We start from the raw sequence: 21,475 nt of genomic DNA on the forward strand, positions 1-21,475 counted from the left end.
ACCTCATGACCGTAGCCCTGAGTTTCGATCCTTCCTTTCCGCCGCTGCTGACAAGCCGCCCGGTGGTGCCGCCGATCGACCCGCTGGATGCCGCAGTGGAAGCGGCGCAGCGCGGTGCGGGGGAGGCCGGCGATCTGTTCTGGTCCTGCGACACAACGCAAATCTCCTGTGCGGTCCTTCTGGAGCCGGATGTGGAACGGGCGCGGGTGCAGGAGATGTTGTTCGTCGCCATGACCGCCATGGCCGATGCTATAGGCGCGCTGTGCCCGCCGGAGCTGGCGATCACCTGGCGCTGGCCCCATGCCGTCTATGCCAATGGTGCCCGTCTGGGCGAGGCCCGCATGGTTGTCTGCGACGAAGAGGACGCGGAGGGGGCGCCCCTTTGGATGGCGGTCGCGCTTCGGCTGGCGCTGACGCCGAGGGACAGGAACGAGCCCGGCCGGACCCCGGATCGCACGACCCTGTGGGACGAGGGCGCCGTGGAGCTGGATGCCCTTGCCGGGCTGGAGTCGCTCTCCCGCCATTTTCTGACCTGGGTCCATCGCTGGGAGGTGGACGGATTCAAACCGGTGCATGAGGCCTGGCTGTTCCGCTGCGACGGCTACCGGGAGGAGGTCGCTGTTCTGACGAACGACTGCGCCTTGCAGGGAACCTTCACCGGGCTGGACGAGAGCGGCAACCTGCTCCTCAAGGAAGACGGGGAGGGGGCACCTGTCCGGATCCTGAACGTCGCCGATCATCTGGACGATGATCGGACCGCCCGGCCGCTCGCCTCGGTCACGGAGATCTGACGTGCCGCGATTCCTGCGAGCCATCCGCTTCGACCAGTCGGACAGCCATGTCTTTCCCCGTGCTGCGGCCGAGAACGACTGGGCTATTCCCGGCAGCTTCGTCTTCGCCCACGGCCAGTTCGGCGATCCGGCGGACCTGACGGGCAAGGAGCGGCAGGCCTTCGTCAGCGGCTTTCTGGCACTCGGGTCTTTCGGCTTTTCGACGCTCGTCAGCGTGGCCGACGCCCGGGACGAAGATGTCGACGCCTGCACCGGCCTGCTGACCGGCCATCTTCTGGACCATTACGGAGCTCCGTCCGAAGTGGCCGCCCGCGAGGCAGCGCAAGAGGAAATTGCCTTTGGCCGTGAGTTGGCGGATGGGCTTGAGTTGAATACATTGCTCGCCCTGAAACGCGAGATCGGCGAAGACGGCCGGATCCGCGAAAGTTTTCATATCGTGACGCCGCCTGGAGAAAAGCCGCACGCGCGGATCTGGGATGTGGTAGAGGAGCCTTGATGCCCCCTTTCTGGAAATCCGCCGGTTATCATCTGGTCGAACGCGAAAAGAACGGCTGGCTGCTCGTGACGCCGGACCTTCTGCGCGCCTATCTCACCCGGCCCGAAATCCATCCGGTCGAGGAATCCTGTGCCGTTGAGCACCGTCTGTTCGAACGCCTGATGGACGATCCCTTCGCTGCGGTGGGCGAGGGCGAGCTGCAGGAAATCCAGGATCGGGACACGGCGGACAACTACAGCGTCGTGCTGGCCTTCCGCGATCACCTGGTAAAGAACAAGACGGTGGAAGGCGCCTATTCGGCCCTGTTCCGCGAAGGCACCATCTCGGTTCCCCCGGTCTTTCTCGATCAGCTGGTTCACCTGATCCTGCGCAACATCCTGCGCAATTGCCAGGAGCCGCTGCGCCTGCGCGCGGCCGAACTGTTCTTCCGCGAACAGGTGGTCACCCTGAATGAGGGAACCGTCACCATCGCGGATGCGGAGATCGTCGAGATGATGTCGGAAACCGGTGGCCTCGGCGGCCTCGGCGCGCTGTTGATGGAATCCGGTACGCCGATGCGAGAGGTCGCACTTGACGTCTTGAGCGAGGAAAACGCGGAGATCTACTGGGACCGTTCCGACCGGTTCGACACAGCCCTCGATTTCCGCTTCACCCAGCCCGGCCCGGATGCCTTTGCCCGGGTTCTCGAAGCCTGGATCCGCCATTTCCATCAGGTGCAGGTCCGCATCCAGCCGGTCCGTGGCATCCGCGACGAACACTGGTCCTGGCACATCGGCCTGGATGCCGATGCAACCGCGATCCTGAACGCGCTCTTCAACGAGGAACCGCTGTCGGAGGCCGATAACATGCGCATCCTCGGCCTCTTCCGCCTTGACTTCGAAAACCGCACCGACATGCGCGCCGACTTGCGCGGCAAACCCGTCTGGCTCGGCCTCGCCATGTCACAAGACTACAAAATCCGCATGAAACCGCAGAACCTGCTGGTCAACCTGCCGCTGGCTTCGGAGAGCTGAGGGGGAAGGCGAATTAGTTCGGTTCGGGTGCAGGTTGATTTAGGAATCACGCATTATTTCGAAACAAATCACTTGGTATATTCCTGCTCGAGGAAGTTCATGTTTTGACTATCAAATCTCGAAACAAAGCCTTCCCAGTAGAATAGACACACGATGCCATTTTCCAATGTCATTGAATCGACTAGCTGGGCGAGGGGTTTGCCCGCGTGTTCCAGGTGTTTGATGGGAATTTCGGAGTCCGTCACCTCAGAAAAAGGGATTGAAAAATACTGGCCGTCTGAACTCTTGACGACGACATTGAAATAGCGGTTCTTCAGCAACTTATCGGCGAACATGCCCCCAAATAACATTATCTCACTGGCCGGTGTATTGAGCGTTTCCCTGGGGTTTATCGCCTTGGCTTCCTCTACGAATTGAATCGGTAGATTGTCCAATTATTTCTCCATGATCAGGCTGAACAATCAGCCGCTGGCTTCGGCGAGTTGAGGGTAGGGGTCTTTCCTGGAAGTCAGCTTCTACTCAGATGATGAGGACTATTCATCTCCGCTGTAGTCGGCAAACTCAAATCCGCATTCCAGATTGAGATGGGCCATTCTTTCCATCTGTGACGGCCACAGAACGGGTCCGCCGCCGCCATGGGCCGTCCACCATATGCAGGAAATCTGCATCTGTACGCCGTCTCGGGTTTGCAGTTCGTGCAGCGCTTCGCTGCAGGCTTCCAGGCGATCCAGGAGCCAGTCCAGGTGTCTGCGCAAGTCTTTCGAATTCACGATATTTTCGGAAGACAAGAACCATGCATTGTATTTTGTGAGGCGAGGCCTTCCGGTTTCCTTCGAAATGATCAATCCTCCGGCTTCCGTCGACTCCGTCGGCTCGATCCCTAGCAATCCCGTCACTTCTGCAGGCCTTATTTCACCCGAGTAGAGCCGCAATTGGGCTACTGTCCGCTCACACGTCTGGTAGCTGTCATTATAAGGTACCATCAGCGAAGAGGCTGGCGGTTGACTGTTTTTATCATGCGATGCGGATGCCAATTCGTGCTTCTCGGCTGATGTATCTACCGTCTGGGAGACGGCTGTCAGTCTCCACGTTAGCGCTCTCAGCGAGCGCTGCAACATAGAAATAATGTTCGGATTTGACCCTGTTGTGCAACGCTATCGCACCACACCACATTCCAATCCGATTGCATTATGTGACGGGAAAGCGAACCAAATAATCTTGGCGGGCGCTTGCCTTAAAGATGAGCGTGAACTGTCGCAACAATGGCCGCGTTGTTGAGGCACTGGCGTAGAATACGGCCGAATTCATTCAGAACGACCCACTGGTCAAACGGTCCGCGGATTATATTCCGTTCGGCAAGATTCTGATCGAGCAGAAGCCCCGGCAGTCCCACCGAAATGCATTCGCCATGCTACTCAAAGTGAAACGTTTGCGCCCGATGTACCCGGTCGGTGGACTTGGCATAAACCCAACCGAAACCCGGTTGTCGAAGGGGGCAAAGCGGTTGCCAACTCGGGAGCTTCAATCTCGTAAACGGATATCCGGAACCAGAGGAAACCGGATTGTGCGTCAAGGAAGAGTTCTAGTAAAACGATAATTCAATATTCGGTGTATCGGTAAAAAATGCAACCATATATTTATATGTATTACTCCGTACCAAAAACTTCCTATACGTTACCTAAATTTAAGGAACAGTATTATACATCTGTCTTATTGCTTATCCTGATTGGCAAAAGAGGGCGTGATGTTTGGAAGTTCGAAGACGAAGCTGGTTTCATTGGCTGCGGATCAGTTGTCCGCGAATGTGATGATAGCGGATGCAGACTACAACATCACCTATATGAATGAGGCGGTTCTGGGGCTTCTGAAGGAAGCCGAAGACGACATCCGTGAGATGTTTCCGGACTTCCGTGCCGATCAGCTCCTGGGAAAGTCGATCGACATCTTTCACAAGAATCCGGCGCACCAAAGAGGCTTGTTGGACAGCCTGACATCCACCCACCGCGCGACCATCACGATCGGGCAGCGGTCCTTCGATCTGGTCGCAAATCATCTCCGGAAGGGCGGTAAGCGTATTGGAACCGTCGTCGAGTGGGCCGATGCGGCGGAACGGCTTGATAATCTGGAATTTCGCGCGAAGCTGGAAGCCCTCGGCAGATCCCAGGCCGTGATCGAGTTTAAAATGGACGGCACGATCCTGGATGCGAATGACAATTTCCTGGAGGCGTTGGGCTATCGCCTCGACGAGATCGCCGGCAAGCATCACAGCATGTTTGTCGAGCAGGGCTACCGCGAAAGCGAAGCCTATCGTGAATTCTGGGACCAACTCGCAGAGGGGAAATTCCAGTCGGACGAGTTCAAACGGATAGGCAAGGATGGTAAGGAAGTCTGGATTCAGGCGACCTATAATCCTATTTTCGATTCCTCCGGGCGTCCTTACAAGGTGGTAAAGTTCTCAACCGACATCACCGATCAGATCCTGGAACGTCAGCGCCGTGAAACTGTGCAAAAGGATATCGACGTCCAGTTGGGAGAGATCGCGCAGGCGATCTCGGATGTGATGGGGCAGGCGACGGAATCCGCGACGGCGTCGACCCAGACCGCATCCAGTGTTCAGACCGTCGCCGCGGCCGCCGAGGAACTGGTGGCGTCGATTCATGAAATCGGCCGGCAGGTGCAAACCGCATCGGAAGTTGCCCAGAAGGCGGTCGGAGAGGCGACCCAGTCCAATCAAATCATGGTTGGATTGTCAGACGATGCCAAGACAATCGGCCATGTGGTCGAACTGATTGACAATATCGCCAATCAGACCAACCTTCTGGCCCTGAACGCAACGATCGAGGCGGCCAGAGCCGGTGAGGCCGGCAAGGGATTTGCCGTTGTTGCCTCGGAAGTGAAGGAACTGGCCTCCCAGACCAGCAAGGCGACTGAGGATATCTCCAGCCAGATTGAATCGATGCAGGGGACGACCGAACATGCGGTCGCCGCCATTTCGGCTATTCTGGACGTCATCAATCAGATCAGCGACATTTCGACGAGCATTTCCTCGGCCGTGGAAGAGCAATCGGTCGTCACCCGGGAGATCTCCTCCAACATGCAAAGCGCTTCCCAGGGTGTGGAAGTCGTGACCAACAATATCCGGTTCATTTCCACCGCGACGACCCAGATAGACGCCGCGACAGAAAAGGTACGGGACGCCTCACGCTCCATTGCCTGACGGTTGCCGGCGGAGGATGTCACCTTTCATCGGCCAGTTGCCAATGGAAGGTGTGTCCGAACAACAGACTGCTCGGGAAGGCTGTCCTTTCGATGTGATTGATCGAAAAATATTCGATGATCTCTTTGAAAAAGCCTTTCCTGTCGATCAGGATGGCGGAAATCTCCTCCCATAGCAGGAGTTCTTCGTGCGTGTAGGCCTTCGTCACGTCGAAGCGGCAGTTTTCGATGATGTCGTAGAAGTCCAGTTCGATCTCCGACATCCGGTCCCATATTCGAAAATCGAACGAGGTAGCGATCAGCCAGGCCAGACCGAAGGCCAGTTCATCGTCGTGCCTGATCTCCGGATACCGCGCAATAAATTCCTCGACCCGGTTTTCGTCACCGATCTCGACATTCCAGTCCTGTTCTCCTCCGGTGGCGGGCAGGGAAAACATCCGGTTCAACGTGTCTTCGGCGTACCTGGTAACGTGCTTCATGCCGCGCTCCCATGAGATCTCCGAAAGATCCGGAAACCGGGCGCTGCACCCGGGCGAATCTACCGGACATGGGAAGATGATCGGTCACTTGGACGAGTTGTTCAATCGTCCCGTTCAAGAAGCGGTCCGGCAAGCGTTCCTTCCGGCAAGGTATAGCCGCACTCGGCACACATTTTTGCGCGCGGCGTTCTGAACGGCTTCTGGCAGTTCGGGCACAAGGACCCGTAGTTCGCCATCCGGACGCAGTGAATGGCGTTTGGATTATAAAGCGGGAAACCCGTCATTTTCCCGTAAAGGTCGAGGGCTTTGTAGCGCCGAGGTAGGCGAAAGCCTGTAAGTCTGGCGAGATACTTGTTTATCCTAATTCGCCTGAGATTGGACCGCCAATCTTTCTCAATTAACTTCTCGACTTTCCGCCACTCTTCTTCATTAAGAAGAGGGGCCTTCTCTCTAAATCGATAAGAATATTCCGTTCTCGACAATACGCCCTCCCGCACGCATGGCGTGACTGTTGCTCTCCACGGTAGCGGCCATACGAGAGATACTACTTGGGCATTCTGTCTGGAGTTTGCAACGAAACGCAATCCCATCGCACCGCATCACAATCCGGCCTTTCACGCGGAACGCTTCATATGATAAGGAAAGCGAACTAATTAAATCTCGGCGACCGCTTCCCCTGGAGATGAGCTTGGACTTTCGCGACAATGGCCGCGCGATCGCAGCAATGACGCTGTCTACGGCCGGTTTCATTTTGAACGACTCGCTGGTCAAACTGTCCGCGGACGATCTTCCGTTCGGCCAGATCCTGATCGTGCGGGGCGGCTTCAGCATCGTCCTGATGCTCGCGGCGTTCATTGCGACCGGCGGGCATCGGCATATCCGCAGCCTGCTGCATCCGGCCGTCGCCATCCGTACGCTTGCCGAAACCATGGCGACGCTGTTTTACCTGACGGCGCTGTTCCACATGCCCATCGGCAACTCGACGGCGATCCTTCAGGCCATGCCGCTGCTGGTCACCGCCGGTGCGGCGATCTTCTTCAAGGCGCCGGTCGGCTGGCGCCGCTGGACGGCCATCGGCATTGGCTTTATCGGTGTGCTGCTGATCGTCAAGCCCGGACTGGCCGGGTTCAACATCTGGTCCCTGAGCGCTCTTGCCGGCGTCATCTGCATGGCGGTTCGGGATCTCGCGACCCAGCGGATGCCAAGGGAGGTCTCCACCTTCGGGGTCGCCCTGGCGTCGATCGCGGCGGTTACGATCCTTGGGATCGGTTTCAATGTCAGCGAAGGCTGGCATCCGATGGAGCCGAAGGTTTACGTTTACCTGGCCGGTGCCGCGACACTGATTGTGGTCGGCTATGTGTCCCTGATCATGTCCATGCGCATCGGCGAGATTTCCGTCGTCGCGCCGTTCCGCTATGCGGCGGTCCTGTGGGCTCTGCTTCTGGGATATCTGATCTGGGGCGATCTGCCGGACCTTCTGACGGTAATCGGGATCCTGATCATCATCTCGACGGGCATTTACACGTTCTTCCGGGAACAGCGGCTCAGCCGCATGCCTGTGACGCGCAGTTGAAAAACTTTCGATTTACGGTTGTCCCGGCAGTATACTCCGCCGGCCTCCGGAAACTGAACACGAAACGGACCATTTGAGTTTTAATGACCGCTGAATTCCAAACCGAGGCTTCTTCCCCCGCACGGACGGGACCCGCAAAGGCGCCGTCCTTGTGGATTCTGATCGCCATTTCCACGATCAGCCCCCTGTCCATGAACATTTATCTGCCGTCGATGGCGGGCATGGTGACCGCCTTCGAGACCACGGCCGGTATGGTCCAGCTCACCATGTCCCTGTTCCTGGTGTCGATCGCCGTGTCGACAATCCTTCTCGGACCAATGTCCGACCGGTTCGGACGTCGTCCCGTGGTTCTGTGGGGCCTGGCGCTCTATGTGCTCGCCAGCGTCCTGTGCCTGCTGGCCCCGACAATCGAAGCCTTGATCGCCGCCCGTATCCTCCAGGCACTTGGAGGCTGCACCGGCATCGTTCTGAGCCGCGCGATCGTTCGCGACCTTTACGAGCGCGACAAGGCCGCCAGCATGATCGGCTACGTCACCATGGGGCTGGCGATCGGACCGATGCTGGCCCCGGTGGTCGGCGGTCTGCTGGACCAGTTCTACGGCTGGCGGGGCGGTTTCTACACCATGCCAATTCTTGGCGTCGCCGTGCTCGCGGTCGCCTGGTTCAATCTGCATGAGACCAATTTCAAGCGGTCCTCGGGCGGCGGGCTCGGTGTCCTCTGGCAAAACATGTGCACGGTGATGCGCGAGCCGCTGTTCTGGGCCTTTTCCATGGTCGTCGGCTTCACCTCATGCGTCTACTTCGCCTTCCTCGGCGGCGCGCCCTTCGTCGCCGGCAATATTCTCGGTATGCCGCCCGGCGAAATGGGCTTCTTTTTCATGTTCATTGCCGGGGGCTATATCATCGGAAACTTCATATCCGGGCGGATCGCGGAACGGGTCGGCGTCTTGCGGATGATCGTTTTCGGCTCCATCCTGCCGGCCATCGCGGTTGCCGCCGTCAGCGGGGTCCTGATCCTGGATATCGGCCATCCCCTTGCGCTGTTCGTGCCGATGTTCTTCGTCGGGCTTGGCAACGGTATCTGTCTGCCGAGCGCCGTCGCAGGCGCCGTCAGCGCGAAGGCGGAACTGGCGGGCGCCGCGTCCGGTCTTGCCGGCTCTATACAGATCGGCTCCGGCGCAGTCGCCAGTGCGCTCGTCGCCTGGATGCTGTCCGACACCATGTGGCCCACGACCGCGTGGCCGATGGTGGGCACCATGATCATCTGCGTCATCGCTTCCCTGATGAGCGTCGCCGCCATCAAGGCGTTCGACAGCGGCAGCGAGAGCGCCTGAACGGGCGCAGAGCTTTACCGCTGCTAGTCTTCCTTCAGGAAGTCATCCACCGAAAGCCCTCGCTTGTCGGCACTGATGTAGTCTTCGGTCGTGCGGATGCGGATGCGGGGGCGGCTACCACTTCTCAGCAGGCTGTCGTCCATGTTCCATTGGGCGTCGATGCGGCAGTCGTCGCACATTTCGATCAACCGGATCTGTGCTTCCGAGCGGAACATGTGGTGCTGCCCGCCCAGCTTCGACTTGATCCGCTCGATGGTCGAACGCGTCCCGAACGGCTTGCCGCAGGAGATGCAATTCGCCGGTTCCTCCTCGTGCAGGATGACCGGCTTCATCGCGGTTGCCGCCGTGTTGAAGCGGGGCTCCAGCGAAATCACCTTTTCCGGACAGGTGGTCTGGCACAGGCCGCACTGGACGCAGGCCGTTTCGATGAAGCTGACCTGCGGTCGGTCCGGATTGTCGCTGAGCGCGCCGGCCGGGCAGGCGGAGACACACGACAGGCACAGGGTGCAGCCGTCGCTGGCGACGGTGATGCGGCCGTAAGGCGCATTTTCCGGAAGCGGAACGATCTCAGGCGCACCGGGGCTGGCCGCATGGAGGGCGGATATCGCCATGCGCGCCACGTCGCGTTTGCCGCCCACCGGCGAGAAACGGTGGACTTCGGACACGATCTGCGGGCCGGGTGTGGCACCGACCGCGGCGGCCAGCGCATCCGGATCGCTGTCGGTGAGGATCTCGATGCGGTCGGCGCTGGCGTGTCCCATGCCTGAAAGCAGAGCCCGGGTAAGCTCTGCTTCCGCTTCGAGCGGCGCCAGTTCGTCCCGGTGTTCCGGGTCGCTCAGAATGACGATGCGCAGCGCGCCGGCATTGAAAGCCGTCACCATGGCGTCATGCCCAAGGGTGGTGACCGCATGCAGCGACAGCGGCAGGACATGGGCTGGCAGGCCGCCGCCGAAGCGGGCAAGCGCGTTGATCACCGCGCCGCCGTGATCTGTAGAATGCACCAGCAGGACGGGCGATTTGCCGCCGGCTGCGCCATAAGTGCCGAGCAGCGACTGGATCCGGTTCAGAAGATCGGCGCGGTAGGGAAACTGGTAGCTGATCGCACCGGTCGGGCAAGTGGCGGCGCAACTGCCGCAGCCGCCGCAGATGCCCGCATCGATGGCGACTTTTTCGCCGGTGGATGTGATCGCGCCCGCCGGGCAGGCGTCGAGGCATTTCGAACAGCCGGTCTTGCCCGCATGGCCATGAGCGCAGATGTCCTCCCGGTAGGATACGTAAAGCGGCTTCTCGAATTCGCCGACCATTTCGGAGGCTTCGTGCAGCACCGCCGCGATCCGGGCCGGGTCGGAGGGCTCCGCTCGGAAATAGCCGTCACGCCGATGCGGCGCGGTCAGTGGCGGGGTTTCTCCGCTCAGATCGACGACCAGGCTGCAGGTGGACCGCGCCCCGTCCCGCGGCATGAGGAATTCCGGCTTGGCGCGGGAAGACGGCAGCATCGGCGCGTAATTGTCCAGGGTGACCTGGAAGGCGCCGAGCGAGCCTCCAAGCGTCTTCAGCTTTCCCCGAAAGATCGGAAACGGCAGGACCGAGGGAAGAACCACATCGTCAGCGGAACTCAACACCAGGGTCACCGACAGAGTTTCCTCAAGTTGCAGGGCCGCATCGAGGGCTGCCTGACCCGCGCCATAGACGAGGCACAGGCCATCGGATTCGATCGGCTTGACCGGCGTGGGCTGGGACTGCTCCTGAAGGCCGGCGTCTTCCAGCAGGGCCAGGATCTTCGCGGTGGCGGCCGTGCCTTTTTTCGTCCAGCCCGCCGTCTCACGGATGTTGGTAAAGTGAACAAGGTCGGCGGCGTCCGCTTCCTCGGCGATTTCCTGAAACAGCGGGGCTTCCTGGGTGCAGGCGACCAGCATCGGTTCGCCCGAATTGACCGCGTCCTCGAAGACGGAAAGTTCGCCCCGGCAAAGCTCCGTACACACCGGCGCCTGGAGCCGGTCGGACACGCCTTGGGCCGCTTTTTCAAGCTCCATGGTCTTGTAGCAATTGCAGAGCAGGATGCGGCTGGCTGACATCGAGTTCCTCCGGGCGGGGAATGGTCCCCGGTTATTATAATTATTTGAAGTCTATCGTTTGCGGGACGCTTTTCAAGCGTAGCGACAGGCAAAGGTGTTGTCCGGAAGCAGTCCCGACCTTACGTTTTCTGCTGTTTTCCTGAACGGTGCGATGGCCTAGAATGGATGCCAAAGTCAGGGAGGACGCAAGGTGGAACGGGAAATCACCACATCGGTCGGCATCATCGTTGAGCGGCGGGAGAGCGCCAGCCCATGGATCGACCATGTCTGGACGGCCCCGGCCGTGGTTCCCGACGCCCCGCCGACGGATGGCTGGCAGTTGTTGCAGCAGGGCGACGGCTTTGTCAGGTACCACTATGCGCCCGTGCCGGTGACCCTTCATCGCAAGCTGGGCGAGGCTTATGACGCCAATGTGGAAACCGAGGCGCCGTCCTTGTGGATCCTGCTCGATGACGCGGACACCGACCCCGTGCCCTATAAGGTCCGCGGCGTGACCGCCGACCCTTACGAAGCCATGGGCGTGCTCGATTCCGGCGAGGGGCTGGTGGAACGGGTCCCGATGCCCGCTGAACTGGTACGCTGGATGGCCGGCTACTTGAAACAGATGCCGGAACCGGAGAAATTCCGGAAACGCAAGCGCACCGCCGCCACGGTGGATGAGCCGCAATTCGGCAAGGAGCCCATCTTCGATCAGCGGAACCGGCCCGAAGGGCAGGGACAATGAGCGGAAAACAGCAGGACGGCGAAGGCTTCCTGAGCCGCTGGTCGCGGCGCAAGCGGGAAAGTCATCCGGCGGATGAACAAGGCGAAGAAGCCGGCCTGATCGCGGAGGAGGCGGTTGAGCAGCAGGAAGGCACCCTGTCCGAAGGGCAGGAGAGCCCTGCCGAATATCCCGAGCTTGTTGCCAATCGCGAGGCCGCCGAGGCGGTCGACCTGGAAAGCCTCACCTACGAATCCGATTTCACCGTGTTCATGAAGCGGGGCGTGCCGGAGGCCCTGAAGAATGCCGCACTCAGAAAACTCTGGCGCAGCAATCCGGATCTGGCGGTGCTCGACGGCCTGAACGACTATGATACGGACTTCCGCACCGCCGAGACGGCAATGGACGGTTTCAAGTCTGCCTGGAAGGTCGGCCGCGGCTATGCCGACAAGGCCGAAGAGGTGGCAGCCGAAATGGAGAGCCGATCGGCCAGTGCCGCTGAAGAGTTGCAGGCCGCCGAAATGGAGGAGGCCGGAGGGGCCCAGTCCGATGTACTGGACGGAGACGACACTCCCGTTGATCCGCAAGAAGGCGAATCCGCTCAGGCAGAGGCCGAAGCCGGGGAACAGGAAAGCGACGCTGTGGCCGATGAAACGGCTGGCGCCAAAAAGGCGCCGCACCGCCGCCGAATGGCATTCGATGTCGGGGAGTAGCCGGCTTAGTCAGTCCGAAGGCCCAAGAGGCTACTGAACTCTCGGAAACTGCGCCTCGCAATAGTCGACAGCGCGCTGGTGGAATTCGTTGTACTGGGCGGCGTTGATGACGCCTTCCTCACGCATCTTTTCGACCGCGCCGCCCCGGTCTTTCAGACACGCATCCAGTTCGGGGTTGCCCGAGCTTTCCTGTTGGACTTCCGTCTCCGAATTGCCGGTCATCAAGCCGCGAATGACGGGGACGTCATTGCGGCCGAGCCAGACCATCAGGGCAAGCGCGCACAGGGCAATGCCAAGAGCCGCGACCCGTGCGATGGGCGAATCCAGTGACGATGACCGGTTGCCCCCGCTCATGGCCTTATCCGCCGGTAACGCTCATATGACGCGAGACGGCCGGTTGCCGGGTGCGCCGGTCGATAACGAAGTCGTGGCCTTTCGGCTTGCGCCCGATGGCTTCGTCAATCGCCGCATTCAGCAGGTCGTTGCCTTCGGAGGCACGCAAGGGAGCTCTGAGGTCTGCCATGTCATCCTGGCCGAGGCACATGTAAAGCTGGCCGGTACAGGTGATGCGGACCCGGTTGCAGCTCTCGCAGAAATTATGGGTCATCGGAGTGATGAAGCCGAGCCGGCCGCCGGTCTCCTTGATTTCCACATAACGCGCCGGGCCGCCGGTCTTGTAGGGAATGTCTTCCATTGAAAACTGTTCCCCGATCCGGCTGCGGACGAGCGACAGCGGCAGGTACTGGTCGGTGCGGTCGCCGTCGATCTCGCCCAGCGGCATGGTCTCGATCAGGGTCATGTCGTGACCATGGGCATGGGCCCATTCCATCATCGGAATGATCTCGTGCTCGTTCACGCCCTTGAGCGCGACCATGTTGATCTTGACCTTCAGCCCTGCGTCGGTGGCCGTCCGAATGCCTTCCAGAACCTTGTCGAGATCGCCCCAGCGGGTGATCGCCTTGAAGCGATCCGCGTCGAGCGTATCAAGAGACACATTGAGGCGGCGGACGCCGCAGTCATGGAGTTCGGAGGACAACTTGGTCAGCTGCGAGCCGTTGGTGGTCACCGTCAGTTCCTCCAGAGCACCTGTTTCCAGGTGCCGGGAAAGAGAGTGGATCAGGCCCATGATGTTCTTGCGCACCAGCGGCTCGCCACCGGTCAGGCGCAGTTTCTTCACGCCCTTGCCGATGAAAGCGGTGCAGAGGCGATCGAGTTCTTCCAGCGTCAGGACTTCGCGCTTGGGCAGGAACGTCATGTTCTCCGCCATGCAGTAGACGCAGCGGAAATCGCAGCGGTCGGTCACGGAGACGCGCAGATAGGTGACAGCGCGGCCAAAGGGGTCGATCATCGGCGCCGTTCCCTGGCCCGACGTCAGATCTTCCGTGAGCGATGTGTTTGAGGACAGCGGCTTGTCCGTCGTTCCGCTCGTCATTCAGGTCTCCCTCGCATGTCCGGCTCAGCGACCGGATATTTTCCATCTAACCTAGTGTAATTTCCGGTCGACGCAATATCCCGTGAGGACAAAGAATATTGATGGATTGGCGGGATTGGGAACGGATTTTGCCGGCAGACGTTTCCGGTTCGAAAACGAGCCCTATAAATACGTCGAAACGGATCGAAAGCGTCAGGGGTGCGATACAGGTTCGAACCCGGTCGGTTTTGGCCCGGAAAATACCATTGAACGTTGAAGTGCACGAAAGCCCGCAGATATCCGAATGACCGCAATCGTCTGGTTCCGCCAGGATCTTCGCATCGCCGACAATCCCGCGCTCCATGAAGCCGCACGCGAAGGGAAGGTGCTTCCCGTCTTCATCCAGGAAGATGCAGACCGTATCGGCGACACCCATCCGCTGGGCGGGGCCAGCCGCTGGTGGCTTCATCACAGTCTCGAGGCTCTGCGGAATAACCTCGGCGGCCTGACCTGCCTGCGCGGCGATGCGCGGGTCGTCCTGCCGGCTCTGGTCCGGGAAACCGGAGCAAAGGCCGTCTACTGGAACCGGTGTTACGAACCCCATGCGATCGAACGCGACAGCACGATCAAGGCGGACATCAAGGCGGACGGGGTCGATGTCCGCAGCTTCAATGCCTCCCTCCTGTTCGAACCGTGGGAGGTCGAGACCAGGGCGGGAGGACCGTTCAAGGTCTATTCCCCTTTCTGGCGGGCCTTGCAGGAAAAAACCGTGCCGGACCCGCTTGGCGCGCCGGAGCGGCTTGAGCTGGCGAGCGGGCCTGCCGGGGAAGACATCGCCGATTGGGGTTTGCTGCCGTCCAGGCCGAACTGGGCGCGAGGGTTTGAGGATGTCTGGCAGCCCGGTGAACGCGGCGCGATGAATCGCCTTGAGAGCTTTCTTCAGGAGGGCCTTGAAAATTATGGGTCTTTGCGTGACCGGCCGGATTTGCCGAACGTGTCGCGTCTGTCTCCGCATCTGCATTTCGGCGAGATCTCGCCGCGCCAGATCTGGCATAAAACGAAGCAGTTGGACCGGTATTCCTCCGACACCGGAAAATTCCTGAGCGAGATCGCCTGGCGGGAGTTTGCCTACCATCTTCTCTATCATTTCCCAAAGATGCCATCGAAGAACTGGAAGCCGGATTTCGACGCCTATCCCTGGCGGGACAGCCCGCAGGATCTGGAGGCCTGGCAACGGGGGAAAACCGGGTATCCGATCGTCGATGCCGGCATGCGCGAGCTTTGGCACACGGGCTACATGCACAATCGGGTGCGCATGATCGCGGCGAGTTTCCTGGTCAAGCATCTGCGCCTCCACTGGCATCACGGCGAAGCCTGGTTCCGCGATACGCTGGTCGATGCGGATCTCGCCAACAATTCGGCCGGCTGGCAGTGGGTCGCCGGCAGCGGCGCCGATGCGGCCCCGTATTTCCGGGTCTTCAATCCCATGAGCCAGGGGGCGAAATTCGATCCTGACGGAGCCTACGTTCGCAAATGGTGTCCGGAATTGAAGCGGCTGGCAACGGAACATATCCATGCTCCCTTTCTCGCGCCCCAAGAGGAGCTGGACCGGGCAGGGGTGAAGCTCGGGCAAACCTATCCGCATCCGATCGTCGATCACCCGGCCGCGCGCAAGGCAGCGCTTGAAGGGTATGAACAGGTCAAACAGGCGAGCGACAGCGGCGCTTGATCTTTCTCCAAACTGGCCTATCGTCCGCGGCAAATGCGGGAGAATCCACGTGACCAATGAAACGAAAGCCTGGCCGACCGAAATCCGGTTGAAGGATGACAAGAAGACACTGGTGATCTCCTTCAACAACGGCGAGGTGCACGACTACAGCGCCGAATATCTCAGGGTCTGTTCGCCCTCCGCCGAAGTCCAGGGCCACGGACCATCCCAGAAAAAGACGGTTCCGGGCAAGATCGATGTCGGCATCATGAAGATCGAACCGGTCGGCAACTACGCGGTCCGCATCCATTTCGACGACCTGCACAACACGGGCATCTTCACCTGGGAGTATTTCCTGGAACTCGCCAACGAGCGCGAGAAACACTGGGGCGGCTATATGAGGGAACTGGAAGAAAAAGGCCTTCGCAGGGAGCGTTAGTTCCCCTGGTTGCCCGCCTTGCCCATTTGGGCTGCCATGTCCTCCACATAGGCGAGGATGGCCTCGATATCGTCGAGGCTCAAAATGACCTCATGGGTCGTGACCGGCAGATTTTCAGGCCTGGGACCATCCGTCTCCAGCCGGATATGGGCGGGGTGCGGGTTGCGTGCCATGAAGGTCTGGAAGCGATCCTCCCAATCTTTCAGAACCTCGATCATGATCTTGAAGGACGGGGTCGAGGAGATGCCGCTGAAGCGATCCTTTTCGCTGACGATGTGGCAGCGGGCGCAATGCTGTTTTGAAAGTTCCAGCCCCTTCTGCGTCACGGCTGTTTCCGCCGCATCGGCGGGCGATGAGCACACGACGATGCCGCCGGCAAAGGCAAGGGCCAGAACCGGGCTCAGGCCGGATGACTGACGTCGCCGCGTCCTCCTCGCGGGCATCGGGCTCTCCTTTTGTTTTTTATCATTTTAAGACAGGAGGAGCGCCTGTGGCCAGAGGTGATGACGTAAGGGTAAAAGAAAAGCCGGCGCGAGGCCGGCTTTTCCTGACTTTGCTGGAAGCGGGTGTCAGCGCTTGACGATGACCTTCGCGCCGACATCAACCGTCTTGTAGAGATGGATCACATCTTCGTTGGCGAGCCGGATGCAGCCGGAGGAAACGGCGCTGCCGATGGTCCAGGGCTGATTGGTGCCATGGATGCGGTAAAGCGTGTTGCCGATATAGAGCGCGCGTGCCCCGAGCGGGTTCTGCGGTCCGCCGGGCATGTGAGCCGGCAGGATACGGCCCTGGCGACGTTCGCGGGCACGCATTTCCGGCGGCGGGGTCCAGCCCGGCCATTCCGCCTTGCGGGTAATGCGGTGGGTACCCGACCACTGGAAGCCGTCCCGACCGACGCCGATGCCGTATTTCATCGCCCGGCCGTTTTCCATCACGTGATAGAGGCGGCGTTCCTTGGTGTCGATGACAATCGTGCCCGGCTTTTCAGGGCCGTTGTAACGGACACGCTTGCGGTTGACCGGCGACTTGCCGCCATAGCCGCCCGGGCCGTAGGTGACCCATTCTCTTTTCTGCAGGTCGAAATAGGTGCCGCCACCAAAGGCGAGCGCCTGACCGCTTACAATTGCGAAACACAGTCCGAGGACTGCCAGTACCAGCTTGCGCATAAATTACCCCCGAAATCCCGAAGATGAGGAATCACTCTGAAAACTGCAGGCAAGGCTACAAATCTATCCTTGCCGGGTTATTAACAATGATGGCGAAAGCATACCAAAAACAAGGCTTGCTGACCATTCCGGAGGTTTCATAGAAGCGATGTGTTGCCGCAGGGCAACGAATTTCATCCCATGGTTGAAATTGAATTTTACGCTACGTAACAATTGACGATATCTGCCGGCGTTTCGATGGGCTTGGGCGGGACGGAGCAGGCAGGGAAGGCGGCTATGCGACTTTTTCAACGACAATGGCGATTCCTTTTTGCTTTGGTCCCATGTGCCTTGCTGATGGGGGCGGCGGTTTCGGGTACGGCGGCCCAGAATTCCGGCCTTGGAACAGCCTGGAAAGAGGGACCGCATTTCACCGGCAAGAAAAAGCTGCGCAAGAGCATCAGTGGCGCGGCCTGCGCGCCGGTCGTACCGCCGGCGTGCATCGCCGCTCTGGATGAGAAGAACCGCACCCAGTTCTTCACCTTCTCCGACCGGACGCTGAAACCCGGTCCGGTCATGGCGATTGTAGAAGACAGCGGAAATGGCGATCCCGATACGGAAGGGGCCGCCTATGCAGACGGTTTCTTCTATTTGCTCGGCTCACATGGGCTCAGCCGCAAGAAGGACAAGTTTCATCCGTCGAGTTTTCTGGTGTTCCGTTTTCCGGTCGACGAGAGCATAGGCAAGCCGGCCTTCGACATCTCTGCCGACACGGTTGCTCCCGAAATCGCCCGTTCGGACAGGCTTCGCAAGGTGATCAGGAAATCTCCGGGAGTGATCGGAGACTATGCCGAAAAGCCGCTTGGCAAAAAGGCCGGAGGCGCCAATCTGGAAGGCCTCACGGTCATTGGCAAGCGCCTGTATGTCGGCTTCCGCGGGCCATCATCCAAAGGGCGTGCCTACATCCTGTCGGTCGACGTGGATCGCCTGTTTGGCGATGGGGACCTCGCGCCGGTTATCTTCACGTTGGAACTCGGCAAGAACATCGGCATCCGGGATCTGGCGGCCGTTTCCGGCGGCATGCTGATCCTCTCCGGGCCGGTGCAGAAGAAGGGGGCCTATTCGATCCTTTTCTGGGATCTGAAAAATCCGCCGCAAAAGCTGCAGGATCTGGCGATGCCGGATCCTGACGTAAAGGCGGAGACCCTTCTGGTGCTCGGGCAACAGGACGACAGCTATGATGTTCTGGTCATGTATGACGGCATCGCCGACGGCGGGCCGCGCGAATACCGTTTGTCTTATTCCCGGTAGGTACGTGTTCCCGGCGGTGGCGATGTTCGGCCCGGATTACAAAGAAAGACCGCCGGCAGGGTCTGCCGGCGGTCTTGACAGCAAGTGAGATTTTTAGCGGACTTAGCCTAGGTTCAGTTCCTTGAAGAAGTCGTTGCCCTTGTCGTCGACGACGATGAAGGCGGGGAAATCCTCGACTTCGATCTTCCAGATCGCTTCCATGCCGAGTTCGGGATATTCGACGCATTCCACCGACTTGATGCAATCCTGGGCAAGACGCGCGGCGGGGCCGCCGATGGAGCCGAGATAGAAGCCGCCATGGGCCTGGCAGGCGCGGCGCACCTGGGGCGAGCGGTTGCCCTTGGCGAGCATCACCATGGAGCCACCGGCCGCCTGGAACTGGTCGACGAAGGAGTCCATACGTCCAGCGGTCGTCGGTCCGAAGGAGCCGGACGGCATGCCTTCCGGGGTTTTCGCCGGACCGGCGTAGTAGACCGGGTGGTTCTTGATGTAATCCGGCAGCGGCTCGCCGGCTTCGAGCCGTTCGCGCAGCTTGGAGTGGGCGAGGTCGCGCGCCACGATCAGCGGGCCGGTCAGCGACAGGCGGGTCTTGATCGGATGTTTGGTGAGCTCCGCGAGGATCTCCGGCATCGGCTTGGTCAGGTCGATCTTGACGACCTTGTCGGACAGATGCTCGTCGGTCACTTCGGGCATGTATTTTTCCGGGTGCATCTCGAGCTGCTCCAGGAAAATGCCGTCCTTGGTGATCTTGCCCACCGCCTGGCGGTCGGCGGAACAGGACACGCCGATGCCGATCGGCAGGGACGCGCCGTGGCGCGGCAGGCGGATGACGCGGACGTCGTGACAGAAATACTTGCCGCCGAACTGGGCGCCGACACCGGTCGCCTGGGTCAGCTTGTGGATTTCCTCTTCCATGGCGAGATCGCGGAAGGCATGGCCCAATTCCGAGCCCGCCGTCGGCAGGTTGTCGAGATAGCGCGCGGAGGCGAGCTTCACGGTCTTCAGGTTCATTTCGGCGGAGGTGCCGCCGATGACGATCGCCAGGTGATAGGGCGGGCAGGCGGCCGTGCCGAGCGTCAGGATCTTCTCCTTCAGGAACTCGATCAGACGGTCGTGGGTCAGAAGGGACGGCGTGCCCTGGAACAGGAAGGTCTTGTTGGCCGATCCGCCGCCCTTGGCCATGAACAGGAACTTGTAGGCGTCCTCGCCTTCCGAATAGAGCTCGATCTGCGCCGGCATGTTGTTGGCGGTGTTCTTTTCCTCAAACATCGACAGCGGCGCGAGCTGCGAATAGCGCAGGTTCTTCTTGAAATAGGCATCGCGCGCGCCTTCGCCGAGGGCGGCTTCATCGGAGCCGTCGGTCCAGACCCGGCGGCCCTTCTTGCCCATGACGATGGCCGTGCCGGTGTCCTGGCACATGGGCAGGACGCCTGCGGACGAAATGCTGGCGTTCTTCAAAAGGTCGAAGGCGACGAACTTGTCGTTTTCGGTTGCTTCCGGATCGTCCAGGATCTTCTTGAGCTGTTCCAGGTGGCCGGGACGCAGGTAGTGGTTGATATCCTTGAAGGCTTCCTCCGCCAGAAGACGCATGCCCTCGCGCTCCACCACGAGCACTTCTTCGCCGTTGAACTCGGCCGTCTTCACGTAATCCGAAGTCAGCTTGCGGTAGGGCGTGGTGTCCTCAGAAAGCGGAAACAGGCTGCTGTGCTTGTAGTCGGGAGGCGTCAGGGGAGCATTCATGGGTCTCAAGGTCTTTCTGGCTCTGGCGTCCGGCGCAGGGAAGCGTCGACCGGGGCTGGATCAGTGTCGAGGTCTTTTACGCAAAACGACCGGAAACGCCAAGCGCTCCGGTCGTCAACCTTGGTCGAAACATCGGAAGGTGTCAGCGGTTAGCCGTCAGGTCCAGCTTCACCTTGACCGCATCGGCGAGCGTGCTGGTCGCAACGCTGGCGCCGACCTTGTGCGCCGTGCGGCTGACCGTTGCCGTTCCGTCGGCAACCGCGGTGTCGCCGGTGATGGTCAGGGTGAAATCCAGCGTGACCGGCTGACTGATGTCGCGGATGGTCAGCGTGCCTTCCGCGCGATAGGCATCGCCGCCCAGCGCTGTGACCTTGTCGGATTGAAACACGGCTTCCGGAAAACCTGCCGCATCGAAGAAGTCCGGCCCCGGCAACATCCCGTCGAACTGGGCGCTGCCGGTGCTGGCACTGCCGGTTTCGATGGTGGCCGTGATACTGGCCTGTTCGGGGCTGGCCGGATCGAAGTCGATTGCGGCGTCCCAGGAGGAAAACGTACCGGTCACGGTCCCTTCGCCCTGGATCACTTCAAAGGAAAGGCTGCTCTTGTCCTTGTCGACGGTCCAGCTGTCCGCGAATGCGGGAGACGTGAAGGCGGTGACAACAATGGCAATTGCGGCAATCGCGTGATGTTTCAAATGCATCTGGGTGGTCCTTGGGTGAGATCACGCGGCGCTTTTTGCCGGGCCGGTGGAGACCATCCGGCGCAGGGTTTCATCGCGCGCGATGAAGTGATGTTTCAGGGCCGCGCCGATATGGGCGACGAGCAGGCCGATCAAAGCGTAGGCGGCCAGTGTGTGCACGGTCTTGAGCGTGGCCTCGACCTCTGCCTTCTTGCCGAGCGCTTCCGGGACGGGCAGGTGCGGCACCGGCAGGACATCGAACAGGATCGTCGGAATGTTCCATGGTGACGCGGACACCATCAGCCAGCCCGAAAGAGGCAAGGCGAACATGAGGGCGTAAAGTCCGATGTGCCCGGCATGGGCAGCGAGACGTTCCCAGGGCTTCATCGTGTCGGGCAGCTTCGGTGTCGGGTTCATGAGCCGCCACACAAGCCGGAGAACCGAAAGCGCCAGGACGACGAAACCGATCGACTTGTGCAATTGATACAGGCGGAAAGTCGCCGGATCCGTTTGCGGCAACTCGTGCATGTAAAGCCCGAGAGCCAGCATGAAGACGATCAGGGTGGCCATGGACCAGTGAAAGGCGATGGCCACACGACCGTAGCCGCCAGGCGTATTGCGGATCATTGCGGACTCCATGAGTGAAAAGACT

General features: G+C 60.2%; 22 protein-coding genes. 11 read left to right on the forward strand and 11 right to left on the reverse strand.

Annotated elements, in window-relative coordinates; genetic code table 11:
• Positions 1-5 precede the first annotated feature (5 nt).
• Genes ACN0SO_RS00470 through ACN0SO_RS00480 form a run of 3 tightly spaced genes read left to right on the forward strand, consistent with a single transcriptional unit; the run spans position 6 to position 2,300 of the window.
• Positions 6-791: a biotin/lipoate--protein ligase family protein gene (locus tag ACN0SO_RS00470; RefSeq protein WP_417673401.1), complete on the forward strand. Its 786-nt coding sequence runs from the start codon at positions 6-8 to the stop codon at positions 789-791.
• Between the two features lies 1 nt (position 792).
• Complete coding sequence (locus ACN0SO_RS00475; RefSeq protein ID WP_417673403.1) at positions 793-1,287, forward strand: DUF6505 family protein; 495 nt, start codon at positions 793-795, stop codon at positions 1,285-1,287.
• Positions 1,287-2,300 (forward strand): DUF6352 family protein, encoded by a 1,014-nt coding sequence (locus ACN0SO_RS00480; protein ID WP_417673405.1) that lies wholly within the window; start codon positions 1,287-1,289, stop codon positions 2,298-2,300. Before ACN0SO_RS00475 ends, ACN0SO_RS00480 begins: the two co-directional genes overlap by 1 nt.
• Before the next feature lie 68 nt (positions 2,301-2,368).
• Here the strand turns inward: ACN0SO_RS00480 and ACN0SO_RS00485 are convergent, their stop codons facing one another.
• Both ACN0SO_RS00485 and ACN0SO_RS00490 read right to left on the reverse strand, forming a co-directional pair.
• Positions 2,369-2,734: a hypothetical protein gene (locus tag ACN0SO_RS00485; protein ID WP_417673407.1), complete on the reverse strand. Its 366-nt coding sequence runs from the start codon at positions 2,732-2,734 to the stop codon at positions 2,369-2,371.
• A 99-nt stretch (positions 2,735-2,833) separates the two neighbouring features.
• Positions 2,834-3,334 (reverse strand): DUF4279 domain-containing protein, encoded by a 501-nt coding sequence (locus ACN0SO_RS00490; RefSeq protein ID WP_417673409.1) that lies wholly within the window; start codon positions 3,332-3,334, stop codon positions 2,834-2,836.
• 710 nt (positions 3,335-4,044) lie between these two features.
• Here ACN0SO_RS00490 and ACN0SO_RS00495 point away from each other — a divergent pair.
• Entirely contained in the window at positions 4,045-5,517 is a 1,473-nt protein-coding gene (locus ACN0SO_RS00495) for a methyl-accepting chemotaxis protein (RefSeq protein WP_417673411.1), read from the forward strand.
• A gap of 19 nt (positions 5,518-5,536) precedes the next feature.
• Here ACN0SO_RS00495 and ACN0SO_RS00500 read toward each other — a convergent pair whose 3' ends face one another.
• The gene (locus tag ACN0SO_RS00500; protein ID WP_417673413.1) at positions 5,537-5,995 is read right to left on the reverse strand and encodes a hypothetical protein; all 459 of its coding nucleotides are present in this window, start codon (positions 5,993-5,995) and stop codon (positions 5,537-5,539) included.
• A 688-nt stretch (positions 5,996-6,683) separates the two neighbouring features.
• On the opposite strand from ACN0SO_RS00500, the gene ACN0SO_RS00505 reads away from it, so the two are divergent.
• Complete coding sequence (locus ACN0SO_RS00505) at positions 6,684-7,568, forward strand: DMT family transporter (protein WP_417673415.1); 885 nt, start codon at positions 6,684-6,686, stop codon at positions 7,566-7,568.
• A 149-nt stretch (positions 7,569-7,717) separates the two neighbouring features.
• Positions 7,718-8,902, forward strand: a complete 1,185-nt coding sequence (locus ACN0SO_RS00510) for a multidrug effflux MFS transporter (RefSeq protein ID WP_417673417.1) — start codon at positions 7,718-7,720, stop codon at positions 8,900-8,902.
• Positions 8,903-8,925: 23 nt separating this feature from the next.
• On the opposite strand, the gene ACN0SO_RS00515 is transcribed toward ACN0SO_RS00510, so the two are convergent.
• Positions 8,926-10,977 carry a 4Fe-4S dicluster domain-containing protein gene (locus ACN0SO_RS00515; protein ID WP_417673419.1) on the reverse strand — a complete coding sequence of 684 codons (2,052 nt, stop codon included), beginning with the start codon at positions 10,975-10,977 and terminating at the stop codon, positions 8,926-8,928.
• A 190-nt stretch (positions 10,978-11,167) separates the two neighbouring features.
• Between ACN0SO_RS00515 and ACN0SO_RS00520 the strand changes: the two genes are divergently transcribed.
• A complete protein-coding gene (locus ACN0SO_RS00520) occupies positions 11,168-11,701 on the forward strand; it encodes a DUF3305 domain-containing protein (protein WP_417673421.1) in 534 nt (177 codons plus the stop codon).
• Positions 11,698-12,390: a DUF3306 domain-containing protein gene (locus ACN0SO_RS00525; protein WP_417673423.1), complete on the forward strand. Its 693-nt coding sequence runs from the start codon at positions 11,698-11,700 to the stop codon at positions 12,388-12,390. The genes ACN0SO_RS00520 and ACN0SO_RS00525 overlap by 4 nt, the downstream gene beginning before the upstream one ends.
• 30 nt (positions 12,391-12,420) lie before the next feature.
• On the opposite strand, the gene ACN0SO_RS00530 is transcribed toward ACN0SO_RS00525, so the two are convergent.
• Positions 12,421-12,744 (reverse strand): hypothetical protein, encoded by a 324-nt coding sequence (locus tag ACN0SO_RS00530; RefSeq protein ID WP_417673425.1) that lies wholly within the window; start codon positions 12,742-12,744, stop codon positions 12,421-12,423.
• A 4-nt stretch (positions 12,745-12,748) separates the two neighbouring features.
• Positions 12,749-13,738, reverse strand: a complete 990-nt coding sequence (gene moaA, locus ACN0SO_RS00535; RefSeq protein ID WP_417675002.1) for a GTP 3',8-cyclase MoaA — start codon at positions 13,736-13,738, stop codon at positions 12,749-12,751.
• A gap of 367 nt (positions 13,739-14,105) precedes the next feature.
• On the opposite strand from moaA, the gene ACN0SO_RS00540 reads away from it, so the two are divergent.
• Positions 14,106-15,530, forward strand: coding sequence for a cryptochrome/photolyase family protein (locus tag ACN0SO_RS00540; protein WP_417673427.1), 1,425 nt, complete (start codon positions 14,106-14,108; stop codon positions 15,528-15,530).
• Positions 15,531-15,579: 49 nt separating this feature from the next.
• Entirely contained in the window at positions 15,580-15,948 is a 369-nt protein-coding gene (locus ACN0SO_RS00545) for a gamma-butyrobetaine hydroxylase-like domain-containing protein (protein ID WP_417673429.1), read from the forward strand.
• Here ACN0SO_RS00545 and ACN0SO_RS00550 read toward each other — a convergent pair.
• Together ACN0SO_RS00550 and ACN0SO_RS00555 are read right to left on the reverse strand one after the other, a co-directional pair.
• The gene (locus tag ACN0SO_RS00550) at positions 15,945-16,391 is read right to left on the reverse strand and encodes a hypothetical protein (protein ID WP_417673431.1); all 447 of its coding nucleotides are present in this window, start codon (positions 16,389-16,391) and stop codon (positions 15,945-15,947) included. The genes ACN0SO_RS00545 and ACN0SO_RS00550 overlap by 4 nt on opposite strands.
• Before the next feature lie 126 nt (positions 16,392-16,517).
• Positions 16,518-17,114, reverse strand: a complete 597-nt coding sequence (locus tag ACN0SO_RS00555; RefSeq protein WP_417673433.1) for a L,D-transpeptidase — start codon at positions 17,112-17,114, stop codon at positions 16,518-16,520.
• 336 nt (positions 17,115-17,450) lie between these two features.
• Here ACN0SO_RS00555 and ACN0SO_RS00560 point away from each other — a divergent pair, with 336 nt between their 5' ends.
• On the forward strand, positions 17,451-18,404 hold the full coding sequence (locus ACN0SO_RS00560; RefSeq protein WP_417673435.1) for a DUF3616 domain-containing protein: 954 nt from the start codon (positions 17,451-17,453) through the stop codon (positions 18,402-18,404).
• Between the two features lie 102 nt (positions 18,405-18,506).
• Here ACN0SO_RS00560 and ACN0SO_RS00565 read toward each other — a convergent pair whose 3' ends face one another.
• The 3 genes from ACN0SO_RS00565 to ACN0SO_RS00575 form a co-directional block, all read right to left on the reverse strand.
• Complete coding sequence (locus ACN0SO_RS00565) at positions 18,507-20,144, reverse strand: fumarate hydratase (RefSeq protein WP_417673437.1); 1,638 nt, start codon at positions 20,142-20,144, stop codon at positions 18,507-18,509.
• A gap of 142 nt (positions 20,145-20,286) precedes the next feature.
• Positions 20,287-20,844, reverse strand: coding sequence for a YceI family protein (locus ACN0SO_RS00570; protein ID WP_417673439.1), 558 nt, complete (start codon positions 20,842-20,844; stop codon positions 20,287-20,289).
• A gap of 21 nt (positions 20,845-20,865) precedes the next feature.
• The gene (locus ACN0SO_RS00575; protein WP_417673441.1) at positions 20,866-21,450 is read right to left on the reverse strand and encodes a cytochrome b; all 585 of its coding nucleotides are present in this window, start codon (positions 21,448-21,450) and stop codon (positions 20,866-20,868) included.
• Positions 21,451-21,475: the final 25 nt, after the last annotated feature.

This window comes from Roseibium sp. (genome assembly GCF_048260565.1).
Taxonomy (GTDB): Bacteria; Pseudomonadota; Alphaproteobacteria; order Rhizobiales; family Stappiaceae; genus Roseibium.

Coding starts and splice junctions, on each gene's coding strand:
- ACN0SO_RS00530 (WP_417673425.1), bottom strand. CDS start 12,744: ATGAGCGGGGGCAACCGGTCATCGTCACTGGATTCGCCCATCGCACGG.
- ACN0SO_RS00500 (WP_417673413.1), bottom strand. CDS start 5,995: ATGAAGCACGTTACCAGGTACGCCGAAGACACGTTGAACCGGATGTTT.
- ACN0SO_RS00495 (WP_417673411.1), top strand. CDS start 4,045: ATGTTTGGAAGTTCGAAGACGAAGCTGGTTTCATTGGCTGCGGATCAG.
- ACN0SO_RS00480 (WP_417673405.1), top strand. CDS start 1,287: ATGCCCCCTTTCTGGAAATCCGCCGGTTATCATCTGGTCGAACGCGAA.
- ACN0SO_RS00525 (WP_417673423.1), top strand. CDS start 11,698: ATGAGCGGAAAACAGCAGGACGGCGAAGGCTTCCTGAGCCGCTGGTCG.
- ACN0SO_RS00515 (WP_417673419.1), bottom strand. CDS start 10,977: ATGTCAGCCAGCCGCATCCTGCTCTGCAATTGCTACAAGACCATGGAG.
- moaA (WP_417675002.1), bottom strand. CDS start 13,738: ATGATCGACCCCTTTGGCCGCGCTGTCACCTATCTGCGCGTCTCCGTG.
- ACN0SO_RS00540 (WP_417673427.1), top strand. CDS start 14,106: ATGACCGCAATCGTCTGGTTCCGCCAGGATCTTCGCATCGCCGACAAT.
- ACN0SO_RS00470 (WP_417673401.1), top strand. CDS start 6: ATGACCGTAGCCCTGAGTTTCGATCCTTCCTTTCCGCCGCTGCTGACA.
- ACN0SO_RS00550 (WP_417673431.1), bottom strand. CDS start 16,391: ATGCCCGCGAGGAGGACGCGGCGACGTCAGTCATCCGGCCTGAGCCCG.
- ACN0SO_RS00570 (WP_417673439.1), bottom strand. CDS start 20,844: ATGCATTTGAAACATCACGCGATTGCCGCAATTGCCATTGTTGTCACC.
- ACN0SO_RS00555 (WP_417673433.1), bottom strand. CDS start 17,114: ATGCGCAAGCTGGTACTGGCAGTCCTCGGACTGTGTTTCGCAATTGTA.
- ACN0SO_RS00565 (WP_417673437.1), bottom strand. CDS start 20,144: ATGAATGCTCCCCTGACGCCTCCCGACTACAAGCACAGCAGCCTGTTT.
- ACN0SO_RS00575 (WP_417673441.1), bottom strand. CDS start 21,450: ATGATCCGCAATACGCCTGGCGGCTACGGTCGTGTGGCCATCGCCTTT.
- ACN0SO_RS00560 (WP_417673435.1), top strand. CDS start 17,451: ATGGGGGCGGCGGTTTCGGGTACGGCGGCCCAGAATTCCGGCCTTGGA.